The following is a 19,742-nucleotide window of genomic DNA, read 5'->3' as shown; positions in this document are numbered from 1 at the left end:
GGTGCTCGTCAGGTAAAGGTCATCCGAGCCAGGATCGGTTTTAGATGGCTATGGATGATTTCGGCCCATTCAGTGACTCCCGCCTGTTGTCCGATCAGATCCTGGCGGATCTCCATCAGCAGATGGGGGTAGCCGTTTTTCTCCGCATGCACATCCATGGTAAAGCCGACCGGATTACGCGCATGGTACGGCTCATTGTCACCCACGTTGAAGCGTTGGGCGGCTTTCAGGCTCTCCAGCATAGGCTGGGCGATCCGCCGGTCCCGATCCCACAAAATGCCGATATGCCAGGGACGGCTGAATCCCTTGAATATGGGGGTGAAACTGTGAATGGAGCAGAGTATCGGTGTCTGGCCCCGACTGACAATTCTGCCCAGAATATGTTCGATCTGGTTGTGATAGGGCCAGAACAGGGCCATCTCTCTTTGCCTGATCTGGTCCGGCGTCAGGGCGTGGTTACCGGGAATCTCGATATCATCGCTGACCTCGGGTATGGATGAGCCATCACCCGGGTGTCTGTTCAGGTCGATCACCAGGCGGGAGTAGTTGGCCAGCAGGGCCGTTGCGTTGAAGTGACTGGCCAGCAGGCGGGTCAGCTTCTCACAGCCGATGTCGTAGGCGACGTGCATGCCCAGAATATTGAGATCAAGACCCAGATGGGCCAGTTTATGGGGCACCCGATTACTGGCGTGGTCACAGACCAGCAGCAGCGGGGATTGGCTCTCACTGTTTAACTCCTCCCAGGCCGGCGGCTCTTCCGGGGTGAGGAGATCCTGGTGGGTCGGGGTCTGTGCGGTATCTGGGCGTTCCAAGAACCTTGTCCTGTTCGCTGTGGCGCCTGTGTCTGCGCCCTTATATGTCAGTATATCTGATGGAGAATGGCTCCACCAACGGAGTGGTCACCGGCATTGTCCGGTATCAATAACCCTGTGCCTGGAAAAAGGTATTTGGGTACTTTTGGCCTCAAAAGTGCTTCGCCAAAGGCCGGCTGGCCGGGCGAAATTTGTTTTACAATGAGGATTCCGGTCCTGTGGACAGGGTTACTTTTAGGGGTAAAAGTAACCAAAACCCTCGCTCCACCACGCCACCCCTGCGGGGTTCCCTGCGTTTCTCGCCAGCGACGGGGCGCGCATAACTCGCTGCGCTCAGACAAATGCGCGCCGTTTTCCGTCGCCGGCTGCGATACTCGGTGGCGTGGAAGTCGGACTATCCTGCCGGCCCCGAACTCCGGGTTACCTGCTTTATGGCGAACAAGCCGATTGGCAGACTGTATGATAGTGCGCCAACCCCGTTCAGCCTGTCGAGCATCGCAGGACTGAGCGGAATCAAGCGTGAAATTGTCTGAGCCGCAACGCGGCGAGTTTTTTCACGCGCCGCTCGGGCCGAGAAGCGCAGAGCACACGCAGGGCAGGCTGACCGGGAAAGGCTTTTGGGTACTTTTGGCCACAAAAGTACCTCGCCGAAGGCCGGCTGGCCGGGCGAATCCCCTTCAATCGGCCAATGTTCTCTTCGCCGTTATCCTCGCAGAACCTTTGATCCTGCACCGGCGCTGATCAGGCTTCAGCTGAACCGCTCTTCCGCCAGCTGATCAGCCAGCACATCGGTGGGTTTGTGCTGCTGTTCGGCGCGGCTGAAGATCTCCGTCAGGGTGTCGCCGATACCATCCACCTGTTCCATCACCTGCTGCGGATCCATGTCCGATCGTTCGTAACAGACATCAATCACTCCGCCGGCGTTGATCACATAGTCCGGGGCGTAAAGTATGCCCCGTTCCATCAATGCCTGGCCGTGGCGTTTGTCCGCCAACTGGTTGTTGGCAGCCCCGGCCACGATTCGGGCCTGCAGGCGCGGGATGGTGGTGTCGTTAAGAATCGCCCCCATGGCGCAGGGGGCGAACAGATCCACCGCCTGATCATAAATCTCCCCGTTGGCCACCGCCACGGCCCCCAGTTCGTCGACTGCGCGCTGCACTGCCGCCTGATTGATATCGGAGACCCAGAGCCGGGCGCCTGCGGCGCGCAGCTGGCTGGCCAGGTGATAACCCACGTTGCCCAGGCCCTGAATAGCCACCCGGACCCCCTGCAGATCATCCCGGCCCAGGCGGTATCTGACCGCCGCCTGGATGCCCACAAAGACGCCCCGGGCGGTAATGGGGGAGGGGTCGCCGCTGCGCCGCTTGCCGTCGGCATCGAACTTTTCCGCAATGCCGGAGATATGGCGGGTCTGCTCACTCATCAGCAGCATGTCCGGAACACTGGTGCCGGAGTCCTCCGCCACGATGTAACGACCGCCCAGGCGTTCCACCGCCACGCCCATGGCGCGGATCAGTTGCGGGGTTTTGTCGCTATGTGGATCGCCGATGATGACCGACTTGCCACCTCCCAGGGGCAGGTTGGCAATGGCGGACTTGTAGGTCATGCCCCGGGAGAGTCGCAACACGTCATTCAACGCCTCCGCTTCACTGGCATAAGGATACATACGGCAGCCGCCCAGGGCCGGTCCCCGGTGAGTGTTATGGATGGCGATAATGGCCTTCAGCCCCGATGTTTTGTCATGGCAGAAAACCACCTGTTCATGGTTGTCGAATTCGTGATGGCTAAACAGTTTCATTGCTTATTGTCCTTTGTTTTTTGTCAGGGTTGTTGTCACGCGGCCTGCTGTGCTTCCAGCGTGTTTCCCAGCAATTGGTTAAGCAGTGCCTGCTGTCGGATTGCGGCCTGCTCGGCTGCGGCCTGTTTGACATGGCCGAAACCACGAATCTCCTCCGGTAGTCGAGCCAAAGCGATGGCGGTCTCCAGGTTATCCCTGTTCAGCCCAGAGAGCAGTGTCTCCAGGGTGGTTTCGTAATCCTCGATCAGTGCCCGTTCCAGCTGCCGGTCGGGATTGTTGCCGAACGGATCCAGGCGACTGCCGCGTAACACCTTCAGGTGTCGCAGCAGTCCCAGCATTTTCAGCATCCAGGGGCCAAACCGGCGCTTCCGGTGTTTGCCGGTTTCCGGGTCAGCCTTCGACAGGATTGGCGGATCGAAATGGAATTCCAGGTGGAAGTCGCCTTCGAACTGGTTGGCGATCTGTTCCCTGAATGCGCGGTCGCTGTAGAGTCGGGCCACCTCGTATTCGTCCTTGTAGGCGAGCAGGCGGGCATAGTTCTCCGCTACGGCCTCAGTCAGGCCACTCAGTCCAAGCACCTGCTCCCGCTCCCGCACCCGCTCCACCAGCTGGCGATAGCGTCTGGCGTAGGCGGCGTTCTGGTGATCGGTCAGGTGTTGGCTGCGGTGAGCGATCAGCTCATCCAGGGTTTTGGGGGCTGCAACGGCCGGCTTGTCCGGCGCGGCCAGCTGCTGTACCGCCTCCAGATCGACCGCCGCACGGCGGCCCCAGAGCAGGGCGCGCAGGTTGTCCTGGATCGACACGCCATTCAGTTCGATGGCCTTTTTGAGCGCCTCCAGGGAGAGGGGCAGATAGCCCTTCTGCCAGGCGAAACCCACCATGAACAGGTTGGCGCCGATGGCATCCCCGAGCAGGGACTCCGCCAGCTGGCTGGCATTGATGAACTGGGCATGCCGGGTGGTCTTCTCCAGTTGGGCCTCCAGGGCCGGGGCCGGGAAAGTGAGATCCTTCTGTTTGATGAATCCCGAAGTCATGGCCTGGTGGCTGTTGATCACCGCATCGGTCCGTTCCGGGTTCAGCTTGGCCATGGCTTCGAAACCGGTGGCCACCGCCAGATCGCAGGCCAGCAGGGTGTCCGCCTGACCGGCGGCAATGCGCATGGCGTGGATATCCTCAGGTTTTACGGCAATTCGGATGTGACTCACCACGGCACCGTATTTCTGGGCCAGGCCGGTCATGTCCAGCACCGTGACGCCGCGGCCGTCGATGTGGGCCGCCATGCCAAGCAGGGCGCCGATGGTCACCACGCCGGTGCCGCCGATCCCGGTCAGCAGGATGTTGTGCGGACGCTCCAGGCCGGGCAGTTCAGGGAGAGGCAGATCGGGCCACTCCAGTCCGTCCGGCTGGCTGGCGACCCGTTTCAGCTGGCCGCCGTGCACGGTGACGAAACTGGGGCAGTAACCCTCCACACAACGCATGTCCTTGTTACAGGAGGATTGATCGATGGCCCGTTTGCGACCGAACTCGGTCTCCACCGGAATGATCGACAGGCAGTTGGACTGGGTGCTGCAGTCGCCGCAGTTCTCGCAGATGGCGCTGTTGATAAAGGGACGTACCTTGGGATCATTCAGCAGCCCCCGCTTGCGCCGTCGCCGCTTCTCGGCGGCACAGGTCTGTTCGTAGATCAGCACCGACACCCCCGGGGTTTCACGTAGCTCGCGCTGCACTTTTTCCAGGTTGTCCCGGTGATCAAACGTGGTGTCCGGCGCAAACTCGGTGCGGTCCTTGAACTTGTCCGGATCGTCGCTGACCAGGGCGATCCGTTTCACCCCTTCCGCCGCCAGTTGTCGGCTCAGCTGCTGGACGCTGAAGCTGCCGTCCACCGGCTGGCCACCGGTCATGGCCACCGCGTCGTTATAGAGGATCTTGTAGGTGATATTCACATTGGCCGCCAGGGCGGCGCGGATCGCCAGCACACCGGAGTGGAAGTAGGTGCCTTCACCCAGGTTGGCGAAGATGTGTGGGGTGTCGGTGAACGGGGCCTGGCCGATCCAGGGTACACCTTCGCCCCCCATCTGGGTAAAGGTGTCGGTGCCGCGATCCATCCAGGTGGCCATGTAGTGACAGCCGATACCCCCGGTGGCCCGGCTCCCTTCAGGCAGCAGGGTGGAGGTGTTGTGGGGACAGCCGGAGCAGAAGTGGGGTACCCGATCCAGGGTGACCCGGGGCAGGGCCAGTTCCGCCTCCTTTTTCTGCAGGAAGTGGAGTCGCTTCTCGATCACTTCGCTCTGGTGGAAACGCTCTATCCGGGCGGCGATCACCCGGGCGATGCGGGCTGGTGTCAGCTCCCCGGCGGAAGGCAGCAGCCACTGGTTGGACTCGTCGAACTTACCCACGATCTTTGGTCGGACGGCCTCCTTCCAGTTGTACAGCTGCTCCTTGATCTGGTTTTCGATCAGGCCGCGTTTCTCCTCCACCACCAGGATCTCATCCAGCCCCTCGGCGAACTGTCTCACTCCTTCGCGCTCCAGGGGCCAGCTCATGCCGATCTTGTACAGGCGGATGCCGATCTGCGCCGCCATGGTCGGAGTGATTCCCAGATCCTCCAGCGCCTGCATCACATCCAGGTAGGATTTGCCGGTGGTGGCGATGCCCAGCCTGGGGGTGGGGGTGTCGATGACGATCCGGTTCAGCTTGTTGACCCGGGCGAAGGCTAGGGCGGCGTAGAGCCGATGTCGATGTTGCAGGCTCTCCTGTTCCAGCGGTGTGTGGGGCCAACGGATATTCAGTCCGCCCTCCGGCAGTTCATAGTCGTCCGGGATGGTGATCTGCACCCGCTTGGGATCGATGGATACCGAGGCGGAGGTGTCGACGGTTTCGGCAATGGTCTTCAGCGCTACCCAGCAGCCGGAGTAGCGGGACAGTGCCCAGCCGATCTGCCCGTAATCCAGAATCTCCTGGACTCCGGCCGGATTCAGCACCGGGATCATGGCGTCCATAAAGGCGTACTCGGTCTGGTGCGGCAGGGTGGAGGATTTGCTGTTGTGGTCATCCCCGGCGATAACCAGCACGCCGCCATGGGGCGAAGTGCCGGCCGCATTGGCGTGTTTGAACACGTCACCGGAGCGATCAATGCCCGGCCCCTTGCCGTACCACATGCTGAACACGCCGTCATAGCGGGCCCCTTCAAACAGATTGACCTGCTGGGTGCCCCAGACAGCAGTAGCCGCCATATCTTCATTCAATCCGGGCTGGAAGTTGATGTGGTGTTGATCCAGGTATTTGCCTGCTTTCCAGAGCTCCTTGTCCAGACCGCCCAGGGGGGATCCGCGGTAGCCTGAAATGAAGCCGGCGGTATTGAGACCGGCCTGCTGGTCGCGCTGCTGCTGCAGCATCGGCAGACGGGTAAGGGCCTGAACGCCGGTCAGGTAGACACGACCAGTGTCCAGGGTGTACTTGTCATCGAGTTTGATATCAGCCAATGCCATATGAGGATCTCCCAAGGCCTGCTTCGGGCCCGGTGGCCCGATAGAGTCAGTCGCCGACGATCAGATACCAGGCAACGGCGTGAACCGCTGCACCTTGGTCGTGCGGCCTGTTTAAATCGATCAGACGTTGCGGCTAGCTGATCGGTGCGGATTGGCCGGGAGAGGCCGCGTAACTGGATGGGTGGTAGGGATGGTCGGGTGGACAGGTCCACCGGGTGGATGTGGCATTTATCATTTTTCAGTTCTCCAACGCGGGGTCGCCGCTTTTGGTTGCTGCCCGGACCGGTCGGTTCGGGCTGATCGAGGCCCTTTTGGGGCCTCCTATCAGTGCTTGGTAACGGCCTGGGTGAGGCGCGTTACAGTCAGACGATAAAATACCTTAGTAAATGCGTCAAGTTTAACGGGACTGCCCCTGGGCCGGGGCCGGCACCGATCCGTTGCCGGCATGTTCATCCGGGGACGGTAGCAGTGGCCCGTTAGCGGCTGTTCAGACAGGGGTCAAGACGAAGTTAATGGAACTGGATGGCGTGCTTTTCCAAGCACAGGCGGGTGGACTGTTAGGTCGGGATGCAGGTGAGGATGATATGGAAAGGTGGGCACGGAGATGGTGCCCACCCTGGAATTGTCGGTTTAGATTCGGTGGCGGGTTTCCACCAGGGAACTGCCTAGTTGTCATCGACCTGGTTGATAAAGGCGCGAATCCGGGGTGCGATCTCCTCGCGGAAGCGGCGGCCATTGAAGATGCCGTAGTGGCCGACGCTTGGCTGGGTCAGATGCTCGTGCAGTGGCGCCGCCGGACAGAGCTTGTGCGCCGCCTGGGTCTGCCCCGGACCGGTGATATCGTCCAGCTCCCCTTCGATGGTCATCAGGGCGGTATCCTTGATCAGCTCCGGTTTTACCAGCCTGCCGTTGCACTCCAGGATCCCTTTCGGCAGATGGTGTTCCAGGAAAACCTTCTGGATCGTCTCCAGGTAGAAAGGGGCGTCCAGATCCATGACAGCCAGATACTCGTCGTAAAATGCCTCGTGCTGGGCTGCGCTGTCTCCATCACCTGAGACCAGGTGATCAAAGTAGTCGTGATGGGCCGAGATGTGCCGGTCCAGGTTCATGGAGAGGAAACCGGCCAGCTGCAGGAAGCCGGGATAGACGCTGCGACCGGCACCGCGACGATTCATCGGCACCGTGTGAATGGTGTGGCGCTTGAACCAGTTCAGGTCACGGTTCTCGGCAAAATCGTTCACTTCGGTCGGGGTCTTGCGGGTATCCACAGGGCCACCCATCAGGATCATGCTGCGGGGTACCTGTTCCTGGTCTTCCGACATCAGGGCGACAGCCGCCATGGCCGGGACCGAGGGCTGGCAGACCGCCATCAGGTGCACATCACCGTCGAAGTAGCGGATGTACTGACGCAGATAGTTCACATAGGTGTCCAGGGTAAAGCGACCTTCTGACAACGGAACGCTGCCGGCGTCGTGCCAGTCGGTGATGTAGACGTTGTGGTCGTGCATGAACTCCCGGACGGTGCCCCGCAACAGGGTGGCGTAGTGACCGGACATGGGAGCGACCATGAGCAGATTGGGTTTGGTTGGATCCGGGGTGCCGAAGCGCAGCAGATCTCCGAACGGGTTGCGGATCACGACCTGCTCTTCGATATCCAGGTCGAAGGCGGGACGGGAGTAGGGACGGGTATAGCGTTCCAGCAGGCGGCTCGCCGCATGCCACTGTTTTAACCAGGGATTGTCTTTGGTTAACGCGGCATTGATAAAAGCATAGAAATTGACCGAACGGGCCCAGAAAGCGCCCATGGCGTGGAGGTTGTAAAGCATAACTATAACTCGCCGGTATGTCTCGAAGGGGCACTACAGTACCCTCGATAATGCGGTGCAGCAACAAGCAATTAACGAGAGATAACACAATTAACCCATTGATAGTTTGACAGTTACCGATAGTCGCAGATGTAACCGATTGAATTTTATTGAGTAAGGTCTATATAACTTGAAATCCAAGGGGTTTTTGTTGTCAGTTCGAAATGATTATCGCCTGGTGGCGAAGCTGGAACCCCACAATTATCAGGTTTTTATTGGCCGGTGATTGAGCTATAGCTATCAGACAGATTCCAGGAGAACAGTATGTCCAGTGAAAACCCGAGCAAAAAAACATCCCCCTTTGAACGCCCCACGGATGACGATCTGCGCGGACGCCTGACCGATCTCCAGTACCAGGTGACTCAGCAGGAGGGAACCGAACGGCCGTTCCAGAATGAGTTCTGGGATGAAAAACGGGACGGACTCTATGTGGACGTGGTGAGTGGCGAGCCGCTGTTCTCTTCCCGGGACAAGTTTGATTCCGGCACCGGTTGGCCCAGTTTCACCCGACCGGTGGATCCGGCCCATATCGTGGAACGCAAGGATAATAAGCTGTTCATGGAGCGCATCGAGGTACGCAGCAAAAACGGCGACTCCCATCTTGGTCACCTGTTCCCAGATGGCCCGGCCCCCACCGGGTTGCGTTACTGTATCAATTCTGCCTCACTGCGCTTTATTCCGCGGGAATCACTGGAGGCGGAGGGCTATGGCGAATATCTCGAACTGTTTGAGTGACCCCGACCCATCTGCAACAGCTTGACACTCTCCAGCGGACAGCCTAGTCTTTGCGGGAGCGCCGATTTATCTCAGATTGCGGGCGCTATAAAAATGCGGCTAAAGCGAGGAACACCTGCTTTGGCTGTGCGGCCAGGCGGGTTTTTTCATGCCCGCTGTTTTTTTATTCCAGTAAAGGTATCCCTAAATGGCACAGGCGAAAGACGAGTGGGGCTTGGCGACACGAGCGATCAGGGCCGGACACAACCGCACCGCCGAGGGCGAACATTCCGAACCCATATTCACCACCTCCAGCTTTGTGTTTCAGAGTGCTGCCGAGGCGGCGGCCCGATTCAGCGGTGATGAGCCGGGTAACATCTACTCCCGTTTCACCAATCCGACCGTGACCTGTTTTGAACAGCGTCTGGCCGCCCTGGAAGGGGGCGAAGCCTGTGTTGCCACCGCCTCCGGTATGTCGGCAATTCTCTCCACCTGCATGGCGCTGTTGCAATCGGGAGATCACATCGTCTCATCCCGCAGCATTTTCGGCGCCACCAATGCCCTGTTCAACAAGTACCTGTCCAGAATGGGCATCACGACCAGTTATGTACCGTTGAACGATCTGGCCGCCTGGGAGGCGGCGATTGGTCCCAATACCCGTCTGCTGTACGCCGAGACCCCGTCCAATCCACTCACTGAACTGGGCGATATAGCGGTCCTGGCGGATCTGGCCCACTCCCATGGTCTGTTGCTGGTGGTGGACAACTGTTTCTGCACTCCGGCCCTGCAGCAACCGTTGGCGTTGGGGGCGGATATCGTGATTCATTCCGCCACCAAGTACCTGGATGGGCAGGGGCGTTGTGTCGGCGGTGCCGTAGTGGGCGATGCCAAGCGGGTGGGGGAGGAGGTGTTCGGTTTCCTGCGTACTGCGGGCCCGACCATGAGTCCATTCAATGCCTGGGTGTTCCTGAAAGGATTGGAGACCCTGCGTCTGCGTATGCTGGCCCATTCCGAGAATGCACTGGCCCTGGCCCGCTGGCTGGAGCAGCAGGCGGCGGTTGAACGGGTCTATTACCCCGGACTCCCCAGCCACCCGCAACACGACCTGGCGCAGCGTCAGCAGAAGGCCGCCGGTGGCATGCTCTCGTTTGTGGTGAAGGGTGGGCGAGAGCAGGCCTGGCGCCTGATCGATGCTACCCGGATGATCTCCATTACCGCCAACCTGGGGGATACCAAGACCACCATTACCCACCCGGCCACCACCACCCACGGCAAGCTTACAGATGAGGAGCGCCGTTCGGCCGGCATCGAAGAGGGGCTGTTGCGTATTGCGGTGGGGTTGGAGGATATCGAGGATATCCAGCGTGACCTGGCCACCGGTTTGGGCGGGTAGTTCCATGCAGGATAAGGCGTTGCTCGATATGTGGAACCGGCGTCATGCCGAGGCGGAGAGTCTGGGGCAGGTGGCTGACGTGCTGGAGCAGAATATCCATCTGGCCAGCCCAGGCGGCCAGGCACTGGATCTGGCCTGTGGTCGTGGTGCCAATGCGCTCTACATGGCCAGGGCGGGATTCGATGTGACCGCCTGGGATCTCTCCCCGGTTGCCATCGAGCGGTTGAATCAGGCGGCGCAGCAGGCCGGACTCGATATCCGTACGGCAGTCCGGGATGTGATTGCGCAGCCACCGGAACCGGGCAGTTTCAATCTGATTCTGGTCAGCTATTTCCTGGAGCGGAGCCTGGCCAGGGCTATTGCCGCCGCCCTGAAACCGGGGGGGCTGCTCTATTACCAGACCTACAGCCGCGCTGCTGTAACCGATGCGGGGCCATCTTCACCCCACTACCGCCTGGATGACAATGAACTGCTGACGCTGTTTCCCGCCCTGAAGGTGCGGGTCTACCGGGAAGAGCGTCTGCTCGGGGATAGGGAGCAGGGCTGGCGGGACCGGGTCATGCTGGTGGCAGAGAAGGTCTGGACCAGGCGCCGCTGATCCTGTTCCCGGTTGCTGTTTCCTGGAGATGCCCCGGGAGTTGGATGATAATGTGGGACAAATCGTCATGCCTGCTGGCTGGGATTGTTCAGCCTGATTGATGGTGGCATCGCCTGTCATCGAGGAGAGCAACATGAGTAAGGCACTCCCCCATGTCCGTGTGAGGGACATAATGGATACCGGGTTCGGCCTGATCGAAGGGAGTGCCACCGTTTACCAGGCGCTGCTGATGATGAAGGAGCTTGGAGCATCCTTTCTGGTGGTGAACCGGCGCCACGAAGATGATGAGTATGGCCTGGTGCTGGTGTCGGATATCGCCCGGCAGGTACTGGCCGTGGACCGACCGCCCAAACGGGTCAATGTGTATGAAGTGATGACCAAGCCGGCGGTTTACGTGGATCCCGAGATGGATATACGCTACTGCTCCCGTCTGTTTGCCCGCTTTGATCTGATCCGGGCTCTGGTGGTGGAGAAGGGACAGATGCTGGGTGTTATCAGCCCCAAACTGCTGGTACTGGACGGCATCTTCCTTGGTCTGGATCAGCAACGATAACCGCCAAATGCAACGCCACCGATTCAGTATTGATATCAGCGCCGACACTTTCCTGCGCTACTATCGGGGTGTGGCCAGCGCGGTTATCGTGCGGGGCGAGGATGGGCGGACCATTCAGCTGCCGGCTAAACACTTCCGCCCTTTCGTCACCGCCGCCGGGGTTTCCGGGCGTTTTGAGCTGTTGCTGGATGCCAATGGCAAATTGATTGAATTGAGACGTCTATGATCAGAATTTTCCTGCTGCTATTTGCTGTCTGCCAACCTCTGCTGGCGTTTGAGCTGCGCTATGTGCCCGCCGACCAGGCGATGGATATGGAATCAGTAGGGACCGGTACAGACGACCCCGAGGCACTGCCGGATGGGGTGGCCAGCGTGGGAACGGGGGCAGTGAGCCGGGCCTGGCTGGTGTTTCCCACCGGCCGCTATGATCACGCTATCCTGGGGGATGGGATTGAGGCGTCGGGGGTGAGGGTAGAGCGGGCCTCCGGTGAACGCCAGACGCTCCGGCTCCCGGATGGTTCGGTTTTTGAGGATCGTTATCCCCGCCTGGCCGATCTGGATGGGGACGGCGAGGATGAGCTTGTGCTGGTGCGCAGTTATCTGGAGCGGGGCGCCGCGTTGGTAGCGTTAAAGAGCACGCCGCAGGGCCTGGAGATCCTGGCGGAATCGGCGCCCATCGGCCTGGCACACCGCTGGCTGAATCCGGTTGGCACGGGTGATTTTGACCGGGATGGTAGCGTCGAACTGGCGGCGGTGGTCACTCCCCATATCGGTGGCGTTCTGACGCTCTATAAACGGGACGGTGACCGGCTGGTGCCGGCATATCGGATGGCCGGCTTCTCCAATCACCGCATCGGTTCGAGCCTGCTGGGACAGTCGGCGGTGCTGGATCTGGATGGTGACGACATCCCCGATCTGGTGGTCCCGGCCCCCGGCTTCCGCGAGCTGCGGTTTATATCCATAGTGGATGGGGCGTTGCAGGAGGTCCGTAAGCTGTCCCATAGTAGTCCCATCGTCACCGCCCTGGAGATTGTGGATCTGGACGGGGATGGGGATCAGGATCTGCGTTACGGCCTGGCCGATGGACGGCAGATAGAGCTGTTGTTGCCCTGACAAGTTGCAGCCCGCCCCGGATGGATCATTGTGCAGGGGAATCCCGCTGATCAATGAATCGTTATGCCCTGTTGCCCACTGTCTTGATAAGGTGAATTGGGTAGTGCTTTAGAAGAAGCCGACCATGATCGGCTATGGAACGAACCGGATGAGTTATGCGCACTGTTGCGACCAGTCTGATGTTGTTGTTAACCCTGTTGCTTGCTGGTTGTGCCGGGCTGAAACCGGCCCAGCCGCCCGATCTCAATATTACCAATGGCCACCTGTTCGGTATCACCCGGCTGGCGTTTGAGCCCACCGGTACACGTATCGCTTCAGCCGGATTCCAGGGCGATCTGGCGGTCTGGTCGGTGCCGGCCGGCGAGTTGCTTGGCAGGTTCAAGTGGCACGATAAACCGGTCCGGGGGCTGGCCTGGCTCCCTGGTGGGCAACTGTTGAGCGCCGACGAATCGGGCTTGATTGTTATTTCTGATCTGGCCGACAAGCGGATTCTGCATCAGCATGAAACGTCATCCGGGCTCACTTCGCTGGCCTACCTGGCCGGGGCGCATTTGGTTGTGGCCGGTTATGAGGATGGTCGGGTGGTCACCCTGAGCTATCCCGATCTCACGGGGCAGGGGCAACGGGAACTCGGCTCCGAGGTGGTGGCATTGGCCAGCGATCATGCCGGTGAGCGGCTGGCAGTCTCCACCGACGATCGGCGGGTACGGCTGTTCGATTCTAACCTGACAGAGATCCGGCAACTGGAGTCTCCCTCGGGCACTGCTCTGGAGCTGCGTTTTTCTCCGGATGACCGGGAACTGGCTGCCGGTGCCTGGTACAGGATCTTCTACTGGGATCTGGCCACCGGTGGCATCCGGGCTCAGACAACCGAACACTGGGGGGCGGTCACCTCCATCGACTACCACCCCGCTGGTGATCGACTGATCAGTCTCGGACGACATACCGATGCCAATCTGCGCCTGGTGACGACGGATGGGGGGAAAGTGTTGCGGAGATTGCAGGGGCATCGGCTCTGCGGTGCGGCGGTACGCTTCAGTCCCGATGGCCGGTTTGTCGCCAGTGGCAGTGATGATGAGAGCATCCGCTTGTACGATCTGAACAAGCCCTATCGGCCCCAGCGGGTAGGTAGGAACTGGTGATCCGAAGCCGGTTGGAAAAGCGTCGCCCGGGGCGCAAAAAAACGTTCAACAAAGAAAAAGGGTTAGTGACCGCTAAGTCGCTAACCCTTTTAAAATATGGCTCCTCGGGACGGGCTCGAACCGCCGACCTAGTGATTAACAGTCACCCGCTCTACCAACTGAGCTACCGAGGAATGTGTCGAGGCGCGTATACTAATCACCTATTCCGGTGGGGTCAAGAGTGGACGGAAAAAAGTTTTCATTTACCACATCACACCCGGATTCGGAGCGGATTATCAGGGACAGTCGATTGCTGAACCGTCGGGTTTGGTGGATGACAGGCGAGGTCGTCCGGTGTTGGAGAGAATGATTGCCCGTGGCTCAACCGCTTGTCGCTGATCGCAGAAACTCAGGGTCAGGTTGTAACCCGGTGACATGCCTCGCGGGTTGAACAGGATACGTTTGCGGCCCGGGGTAGAGCGGATGGTGATCCGGTCATCCGGTTGCTGAACGTGGCGAATCAACTGGTCGCCGTTATCGACAGCGTTGCTATTGTTGCTGTCTTCCACCAGGATGTAACCCTGCTCCCAGACGGTGCTGTCGAGGCAGTCCTGGCCGTTCTGGCTGGGGCAGAGAATGGTGTCTTTGCCACGGGTGATCGCCTCACTGCGGCCCAGCTGCAGATGGCTGATCATGGTGTTGATTGAACTGGCCCGGGTGTTGGTTCCAATCAGTGCCCCCATAGCCGGTATCGCCAGCGATAGGGTGATGCTGGCGATGGCCAGCGTGGTAAGTAACTCCAGCAGGGTGAGCCCTCCACAGTGACGGGAAAGCCCATTCGTATGGGTTTTCATGATGACACTCCTATGTCGGGATGTGGCACAATTCCATTGCGCCATGCGGAGCTGAATTTACCCCGATAAATTTGGGGAATGGATAAGATTGTTGTGAAGCCCGGGTAGGATATTTCTGAATTTAACTCCTGGCGGCCGATCGCTTGTCGGCGGTTCGTTCAACCCCGTTCGGACAGGGCGCGGCGGTTTTTTTGGGTTCCATTGTTAACCGGTAATTATTGATAGATATGGCCAAGGCGTTCCAACTAGTCTCAGATTTCCAGCCCGCCGGTGATCAACCGGAGGCTATTCGCCAGCTGATTGAGGGGATTCGGGATGGTGAGGCAGGACTGACGCTGCTCGGTGTAACCGGTTCGGGCAAGACCTTTACCATCGCCAACGTGATCCAGGAGCTGCAGCGCCCCACCCTGATCCTGGTGCACAACAAGACCCTGGCCGCGCAGTTGTATGGGGAGATGAAAGAGTTCTTTCCACACAATTCGGTGGAATACTTCGTCTCCTACTATGACTATTTCCAGCCTGAGGCTTATGTTCCATCTTCAGATACGTTCATTGAAAAGGATGCCTCGATCAATGACCACATCGAGCAGATGCGACTTTCTGCCACCAAGGCACTGCTGGAGCGGCCGGACACTATTATTGTCACCACCGTCTCCTGTATCTATGGTCTGGGTGATCCCCGTTCCTACCTGAGCATGGTGCTCCACCTGGTACGGGGCGATCAGCTGGATCAGCGGGATATCGTGCGCCGTCTGGCGGAGTTGCAGTACACCCGCAACGATGTGGAACTGCACCGCGCCACCTACCGGGTGCGGGGGGAACTGATCGATATCTATCCGGCTGAGTCGGATGGCGAGGCTGTACGCCTGGAGCTGTTTGACGGCGAGGTGGAATCAATAGCACTGTTTGACCCGCTTACCGGCGAGATCCTGCGCAAGGTGCCCCGTTATACCGTCTATCCCAAGTCCCACTATGTGACCGAGCGCGTCACCCTGCTGGAAGCGGTGGAGAAGATCAAGCTGGAGCTGAAGGAGCGGCTGGAGCAGTTGCGGGACGCCAACAAGCTGGTGGAGGCGCAGCGACTGGAGCAGCGCACCCGCTTCGATATCGAGATGATCCTGGAGTTGGGCTACTGCTCCGGCATCGAGAACTACTCCCGTTATCTCTCCGGTCGCGAGGCGGGGGAGGCGCCGCCTACCCTGTTTGATTATCTGCCGGATAACGCCCTGCTGGTGGTGGATGAAAGCCATGTCTCCATTCCCCAGGTCGGCGGCATGTTCCGCGGCGATCGTTCGCGCAAGGAGACCCTGGTGGAGTACGGTTTCCGGCTCCCCTCGGCCCTGGATAACCGGCCACTGCGCTTTGAGGAGTTCGAGCAGCGCTCCCCCCAGACCATCTATGTATCGGCCACTCCACGCGACTATGAGCTGGAGCACTCCGGGGCGGTGATTGAGCAGGTGGTCCGTCCTACCGGCCTGGTGGACCCGGAACTGGAAGTACGTCCGGCCGGCAGCCAGGTGGATGATCTGTTGTCAGAAATCAATCTGCGTATCGCGGTGAACGAGCGGGTGCTGGTTACCACCCTGACCAAGCGGATGGCCGAAGATCTGACCGATTATCTGAATGACCACGGCATCCGGGTCCGCTATCTGCACTCGGATATCGATACGGTTGAGCGGGTTGAGATTATCCGTGATCTGCGGCTTGGCGAGTTTGATGTACTGGTGGGTATCAATCTGCTGCGTGAAGGGTTGGATATGCCGGAAGTCTCCCTGGTGGCGATCCTGGATGCGGACAAAGAGGGTTTCCTGCGTTCCGAGGGGGCGCTGATCCAGACCATCGGCCGGGCCGCGCGTAACGTCAACGGCAAGGCGATCCTCTATGCTGATCGCATAACCGGCTCCATGCAGCGGGCGCTCGATGAGACCAACCGGCGCCGGGAGAAGCAGGTTGCCCATAACCTGGCACACGGAATCACACCCCAGAGCATCACCAAATCGGTGGCCGATATTCTGGAAGGTGCCCGGGCGGGCGGCCCGATGTCGGCCAAGCGCTATGCCAGGGTGGCGGAGGAGGAGACGGAGTACGGTTCCCTGTCGCCTAAACAGATGGCCAAGCGTATCCAGGCACTGGAGAAGCAGATGTACCAGCATGCCCGGGATCTGGAGTTTGAGGAGGCCGCCAGGATACGCGATCAGATCAAGTCGCTGAAAGACAAGGGGTTGCTGGCTTGACCGGTCAGGTCTGAGGGCTGGTTCCCCAACTTGCCGGCAGTATGAATTTCAGTATCCGGACCCCCAGGCGCTGCAGATAGTAGCCGATCGGTGTGAAGAGCACCCAGGCCAGCAGCAGCAATACCGGCAAGCTGGAGCCCACCAGGTTGTCGGTCAGCCAGTGAGCACCGGCCACCATGCGCGGCAGCAGGATCAGGGCGCCGATCAATGCCGCTGTCAGGCCCCAACGCCAGCGGGCGAAGAACCAGACAGAGCCGACCCAGATCAGGGTGACGATTCCGTGGTCACCCGGAAAGCTGCCATAAGAGAAGTCCTTGGCCTTGATATGGGGCACCAGTTCACTCAACCGGTAGGCCGGCTCCAGTACCAGCGACGGGCTGAACCGCTGCATCGCCAGTAACTCCTTGTAGAGGCTCAGTAATTCACTCTGGCTCAGCAGGATAATGAAGGACATGACGCCAAACATGCTGAGGCGCTCGATACGCAGAGTTCTGGGACCGCTGAAGATAAACAGAAAGAAGAACAGGATCATACCCAGCCCCACCACCACATCGGCAGTCTTGGTATTGAGTGCAGCCCAGAAGCCGACCTGCCAGTCGCCATCGGCCAGCAGGCCGTTGAGCAGGAAGAAAAGTTGGTTGTCCAGGGCGTCCCAGAGTGCCCGGGTCGGTTCAAACAGCCAGCTACCAAAAAGCAACAGCGCGAACAGATGGCAGAGGAAAAAGGGCAGGGGGTACCAGACGCGCCGAATTTGCTGCACAAAACCACTCCAGATGGTAAAGAGAGCGGGTTTTAGCCCCTATTCCGGGGGAAGTCAACCGAGTGCTGTCTAGGGGTCAACCCCCCGCCAACATTTTTTTCTGTCCGAAACGGTTTTTGCTGCTTGCATAAGCGGTCGGTGGCCGTGTATTATGCGCCCTCTTTTACAGGCGCGTAGCTCAGTTGGTTAGAGCACTACCTTGACATGGTAGGGGTCGTTGGTTCGAATCCGATCGCGCCTACCAACACCGGGAAAGCCCCCGTTCATGCGGGGGCTTTTTCTTTCGTCCATGAAGGGACGAAATCTGCACAGTAAAGCAGTGATCAGGGTTATAAGATCGGTTAGTCAGCAGTCTGTCTGCCCCGGTACACGGGGTGAGTGAAAAGCAGGAAGCGCGACCACACGACTGAAACCTGTGTTAATCCTTGCGGCCTGCCCGGCAGGCCGCTTCTCATGGATCGTTTTGATCCGTTGTAATTCACGTGGCCTCTCGTATGGGTCACCACTGAGAGAGAGAATAAAATGCCTGTCATTACCCTCCCCGACGGCTCCCAGCGGAGCTTTGATAACCCCGTTTCCGTACATGATGTAGCTGCCTCTATCGGACCGGGCCTGGCCAAGGCTGCACTGGCCGGGCGTGTCGATGATCAACTGGTGGATACCTCTTTTCTGATTGAGCAGGATAGCCGGCTGGCGATTATTACCGATCGGGACGCTGAAGGCGTGGAGGTGATCCGTCACTCTACTGCCCACCTGCTGGCCCAGGCGGTGAAACAGCTGTTCCCCACCGCCCAGGTCACCATCGGCCCCACCATCGAGGATGGGTTCTATTACGACTTCTCCTATGAGCGCCCCTTCACGCCGGACGACCTGAAGGCGATCGAGGCGCGGATGAAGGAGTTGGTCAAGGCCGATATCCCGGTCACCCGGTCGGTTATGTCCCGGGACGAGGCAGTCAAACTGTTCCGTGACATGGGGGAGCAGTACAAGGCGGAGATTATCGAGTCGATTCCGGCCAACGAAGAGCTGTCGCTCTATACCCAGGGCGATTTCACCGATCTGTGTCGGGGTCCCCATGTCGCCCGTACCGGGCAGTTGAAGGCATTTAAACTGATGAAACTGGCGGGTGCCTACTGGCGCGGTAACTCGGACAACGAGATGCTGCAGCGGGTGTACGGCACTGCCTGGCGGGACAAGAAGGAGTTGAAGGCCTATCTGCATCGCCTGGAAGAGGCGGAGAAGCGGGATCATCGCAAGCTGGGCAAGGCCCAGGATCTGTTTCATCTGCAGGAAGAGGCCCCCGGCATGGTGTTCTGGCACCCCAATGGCTGGACCATCTACCGGGAAGTGGAACAGTACATCCGCGGGAAGATCCGCAAGGCCGGCTACAAAGAGATCCGTACACCGCAGATCGTGGATCGCAGTTTGTGGGAAAAATCCGGTCACTGGGACAAGTACCGGGAGGATATGTTTACCACCAAAGCGGAAGAGCGGGATTTTGCCATCAAGCCGATGAACTGCCCCTGCCATGTGCAGGTGTTCAACCAGGGGCTGAAAAGCTATCGTGACCTGCCACTGCGTCTGGCCGAATTTGGCTCCTGTCACCGTAACGAGGCGAGTGGCACCCTGCATGGCCTGATGCGGGTGCGCAATTTTGTCCAGGATGATGCCCATATCTTCTGTACCGAGGATCAGATCCAGGATGAGGTCTCGGCCTTCGTGGATCTGCTGTTCGAGGTCTATGCCGATTTCGGCTTTACTGATATCCAGATTGCTCTCTCTACCCGCCCTGAGAAGCGGGTGGGCAGTGACGCAGTCTGGGACAAGGCGGAAAGCGCCCTGGAGCAGGCGTTGAACGCTAAGGGGCTGGATTGGCAGCTACAGCCGGGCGAGGGAGCCTTTTATGGACCCAAGATCGACTTCTCCCTGCGGGATTGCCTTGGTCGGGTCTGGCAGTGCGGCACCATGCAGGTCGATTTCTCCATGCCGGGGCGGCTGGATGCCAGCTATATAGCGGATGATAACAGTCGCCAGGTGCCGGTCATGTTACACCGGGCTATTCTCGGTTCGCTGGAGCGTTTTATCGGGATTCTGCTGGAGGAGTCGGCGGGCGCGTTGCCGCTCTGGCTGGCGCCGAATCAGGCGGTAATTATGGATATTACCGACCGGCAGGCCGATTATGTGAAAAAAGTATCCGAAATGCTGGATAATCAGGGGTTCCGGGTACAAATAGACTTGAGAAACGAGAAGATCGGCTTTAAAATTCGCGAACATACTCTGGCAAAAGTTCCCTACCTGTTGGTAGTGGGCGACCGCGAGATGGAAGAGGGAACAGTGGCCGTACGTACACGGGGCGGCGAAGATCTTGGCAGCATGACCGTCGAGGCGTTCGCGCAGCGCATGCGGGACGAAATCAGCCGCCGTTCAAAATAAAGGCTT

General features: G+C 59.3%; 15 protein-coding genes and 2 tRNA genes. 10 read left to right on the top strand and 7 right to left on the bottom strand.

The annotated features are described in order from the left end of the window. Positions 1–8: 8 nt before the first annotated feature. The 4 genes from AAY24_RS05840 to phaZ all read right to left on the bottom strand — a co-directional run bounded on the left by AAY24_RS05840 (position 9) and on the right by phaZ (position 7,924). Positions 9–812 carry an N-formylglutamate amidohydrolase gene (locus tag AAY24_RS05840; protein ID WP_046858884.1) on the bottom strand — a complete coding sequence of 268 codons (804 nt, stop codon included), beginning with the start codon at positions 810–812 and terminating at the stop codon, positions 9–11. Between the two features lie 748 nt (positions 813–1,560). Next, complete coding sequence (locus AAY24_RS05835; protein ID WP_046858883.1) at positions 1,561–2,610, bottom strand: Glu/Leu/Phe/Val dehydrogenase dimerization domain-containing protein; 1,050 nt, start codon at positions 2,608–2,610, stop codon at positions 1,561–1,563. A gap of 35 nt (positions 2,611–2,645) precedes the next feature. Then, positions 2,646–6,098 (bottom strand): indolepyruvate ferredoxin oxidoreductase family protein, encoded by a 3,453-nt coding sequence (locus AAY24_RS05830; protein ID WP_046858882.1) that lies wholly within the window; start codon positions 6,096–6,098, stop codon positions 2,646–2,648. 665 nt (positions 6,099–6,763) lie between these two features. Continuing rightward, positions 6,764–7,924, bottom strand: coding sequence for a polyhydroxyalkanoate depolymerase (phaZ, locus tag AAY24_RS05825; RefSeq protein ID WP_046858881.1), 1,161 nt, complete (start codon positions 7,922–7,924; stop codon positions 6,764–6,766). A gap of 303 nt (positions 7,925–8,227) precedes the next feature. Between phaZ and msrB the strand changes: the two genes are divergently transcribed. From msrB to AAY24_RS05790, 7 genes are all read left to right on the top strand, one after another. Further along, on the top strand, positions 8,228–8,698 hold the full coding sequence (msrB, locus tag AAY24_RS05820; protein WP_046858880.1) for a peptide-methionine (R)-S-oxide reductase MsrB: 471 nt from the start codon (positions 8,228–8,230) through the stop codon (positions 8,696–8,698). Between the two features lie 187 nt (positions 8,699–8,885). After that, entirely contained in the window at positions 8,886–10,070 is a 1,185-nt protein-coding gene (locus AAY24_RS05815) for an O-succinylhomoserine sulfhydrylase (protein WP_046858879.1), read from the top strand. Further along, the gene (locus AAY24_RS05810; RefSeq protein WP_234422253.1) at positions 10,042–10,668 is read left to right on the top strand and encodes a class I SAM-dependent methyltransferase; all 627 of its coding nucleotides are present in this window, start codon (positions 10,042–10,044) and stop codon (positions 10,666–10,668) included. Before AAY24_RS05815 ends, AAY24_RS05810 begins: the two co-directional genes overlap by 29 nt. 133 nt (positions 10,669–10,801) lie before the next feature. Continuing rightward, complete coding sequence (locus AAY24_RS05805; RefSeq protein ID WP_046861057.1) at positions 10,802–11,221, top strand: CBS domain-containing protein; 420 nt, start codon at positions 10,802–10,804, stop codon at positions 11,219–11,221. Between the two features lie 7 nt (positions 11,222–11,228). Beyond that, entirely contained in the window at positions 11,229–11,447 is a 219-nt protein-coding gene (locus tag AAY24_RS05800; RefSeq protein ID WP_046858877.1) for a DUF2835 domain-containing protein, read from the top strand. Beyond that, on the top strand, positions 11,444–12,334 hold the full coding sequence (locus tag AAY24_RS18440) for a hypothetical protein (RefSeq protein WP_052761092.1): 891 nt from the start codon (positions 11,444–11,446) through the stop codon (positions 12,332–12,334). Before AAY24_RS05800 ends, AAY24_RS18440 begins: the two co-directional genes overlap by 4 nt. Positions 12,335–12,489: 155 nt before the next feature. Beyond that, positions 12,490–13,476 carry a WD40 repeat domain-containing protein gene (locus tag AAY24_RS05790; RefSeq protein ID WP_052761091.1) on the top strand — a complete coding sequence of 329 codons (987 nt, stop codon included), beginning with the start codon at positions 12,490–12,492 and terminating at the stop codon, positions 13,474–13,476. A 97-nt stretch (positions 13,477–13,573) separates the two neighbouring features. Here AAY24_RS05790 and AAY24_RS05785 read toward each other — a convergent pair. Together AAY24_RS05785 and AAY24_RS05780 are read right to left on the bottom strand one after the other, a co-directional pair. After that, a tRNA-Asn gene (locus tag AAY24_RS05785) sits at positions 13,574–13,649 on the bottom strand. A 102-nt stretch (positions 13,650–13,751) separates the two neighbouring features. After that, on the bottom strand, positions 13,752–14,309 hold the full coding sequence (locus tag AAY24_RS05780) for a GspH/FimT family pseudopilin (RefSeq protein ID WP_046858876.1): 558 nt from the start codon (positions 14,307–14,309) through the stop codon (positions 13,752–13,754). A gap of 227 nt (positions 14,310–14,536) precedes the next feature. On the opposite strand from AAY24_RS05780, the gene uvrB reads away from it, so the two are divergent. Next, positions 14,537–16,543 (top strand): excinuclease ABC subunit UvrB, encoded by a 2,007-nt coding sequence (gene uvrB, locus AAY24_RS05775; RefSeq protein ID WP_046858875.1) that lies wholly within the window; start codon positions 14,537–14,539, stop codon positions 16,541–16,543. Between the two features lie 4 nt (positions 16,544–16,547). On the opposite strand, the gene AAY24_RS05770 is transcribed toward uvrB, so the two are convergent. Next, a complete protein-coding gene (locus tag AAY24_RS05770) occupies positions 16,548–17,303 on the bottom strand; it encodes a phosphatase PAP2 family protein (RefSeq protein ID WP_046858874.1) in 756 nt (251 codons plus the stop codon). A 167-nt stretch (positions 17,304–17,470) separates the two neighbouring features. Between AAY24_RS05770 and AAY24_RS05765 the strand changes: the two genes are divergently transcribed. Together AAY24_RS05765 and thrS are read left to right on the top strand one after the other, a co-directional pair. Then, a tRNA-Val gene (locus tag AAY24_RS05765) sits at positions 17,471–17,547 on the top strand. Between the two features lie 278 nt (positions 17,548–17,825). Continuing rightward, positions 17,826–19,736 carry a threonine--tRNA ligase gene (gene thrS / locus AAY24_RS05760; RefSeq protein WP_046858873.1) on the top strand — a complete coding sequence of 637 codons (1,911 nt, stop codon included), beginning with the start codon at positions 17,826–17,828 and terminating at the stop codon, positions 19,734–19,736. Positions 19,737–19,742 lie beyond the last annotated feature (6 nt).

The organism is Sedimenticola thiotaurini, assembly GCF_001007875.1.
Taxonomy (GTDB): Bacteria; Pseudomonadota; Gammaproteobacteria; order Chromatiales; family Chromatiaceae; genus Sedimenticola; species Sedimenticola thiotaurini.
This window is presented reverse-complemented; position numbering and strand designations above follow the sequence as displayed.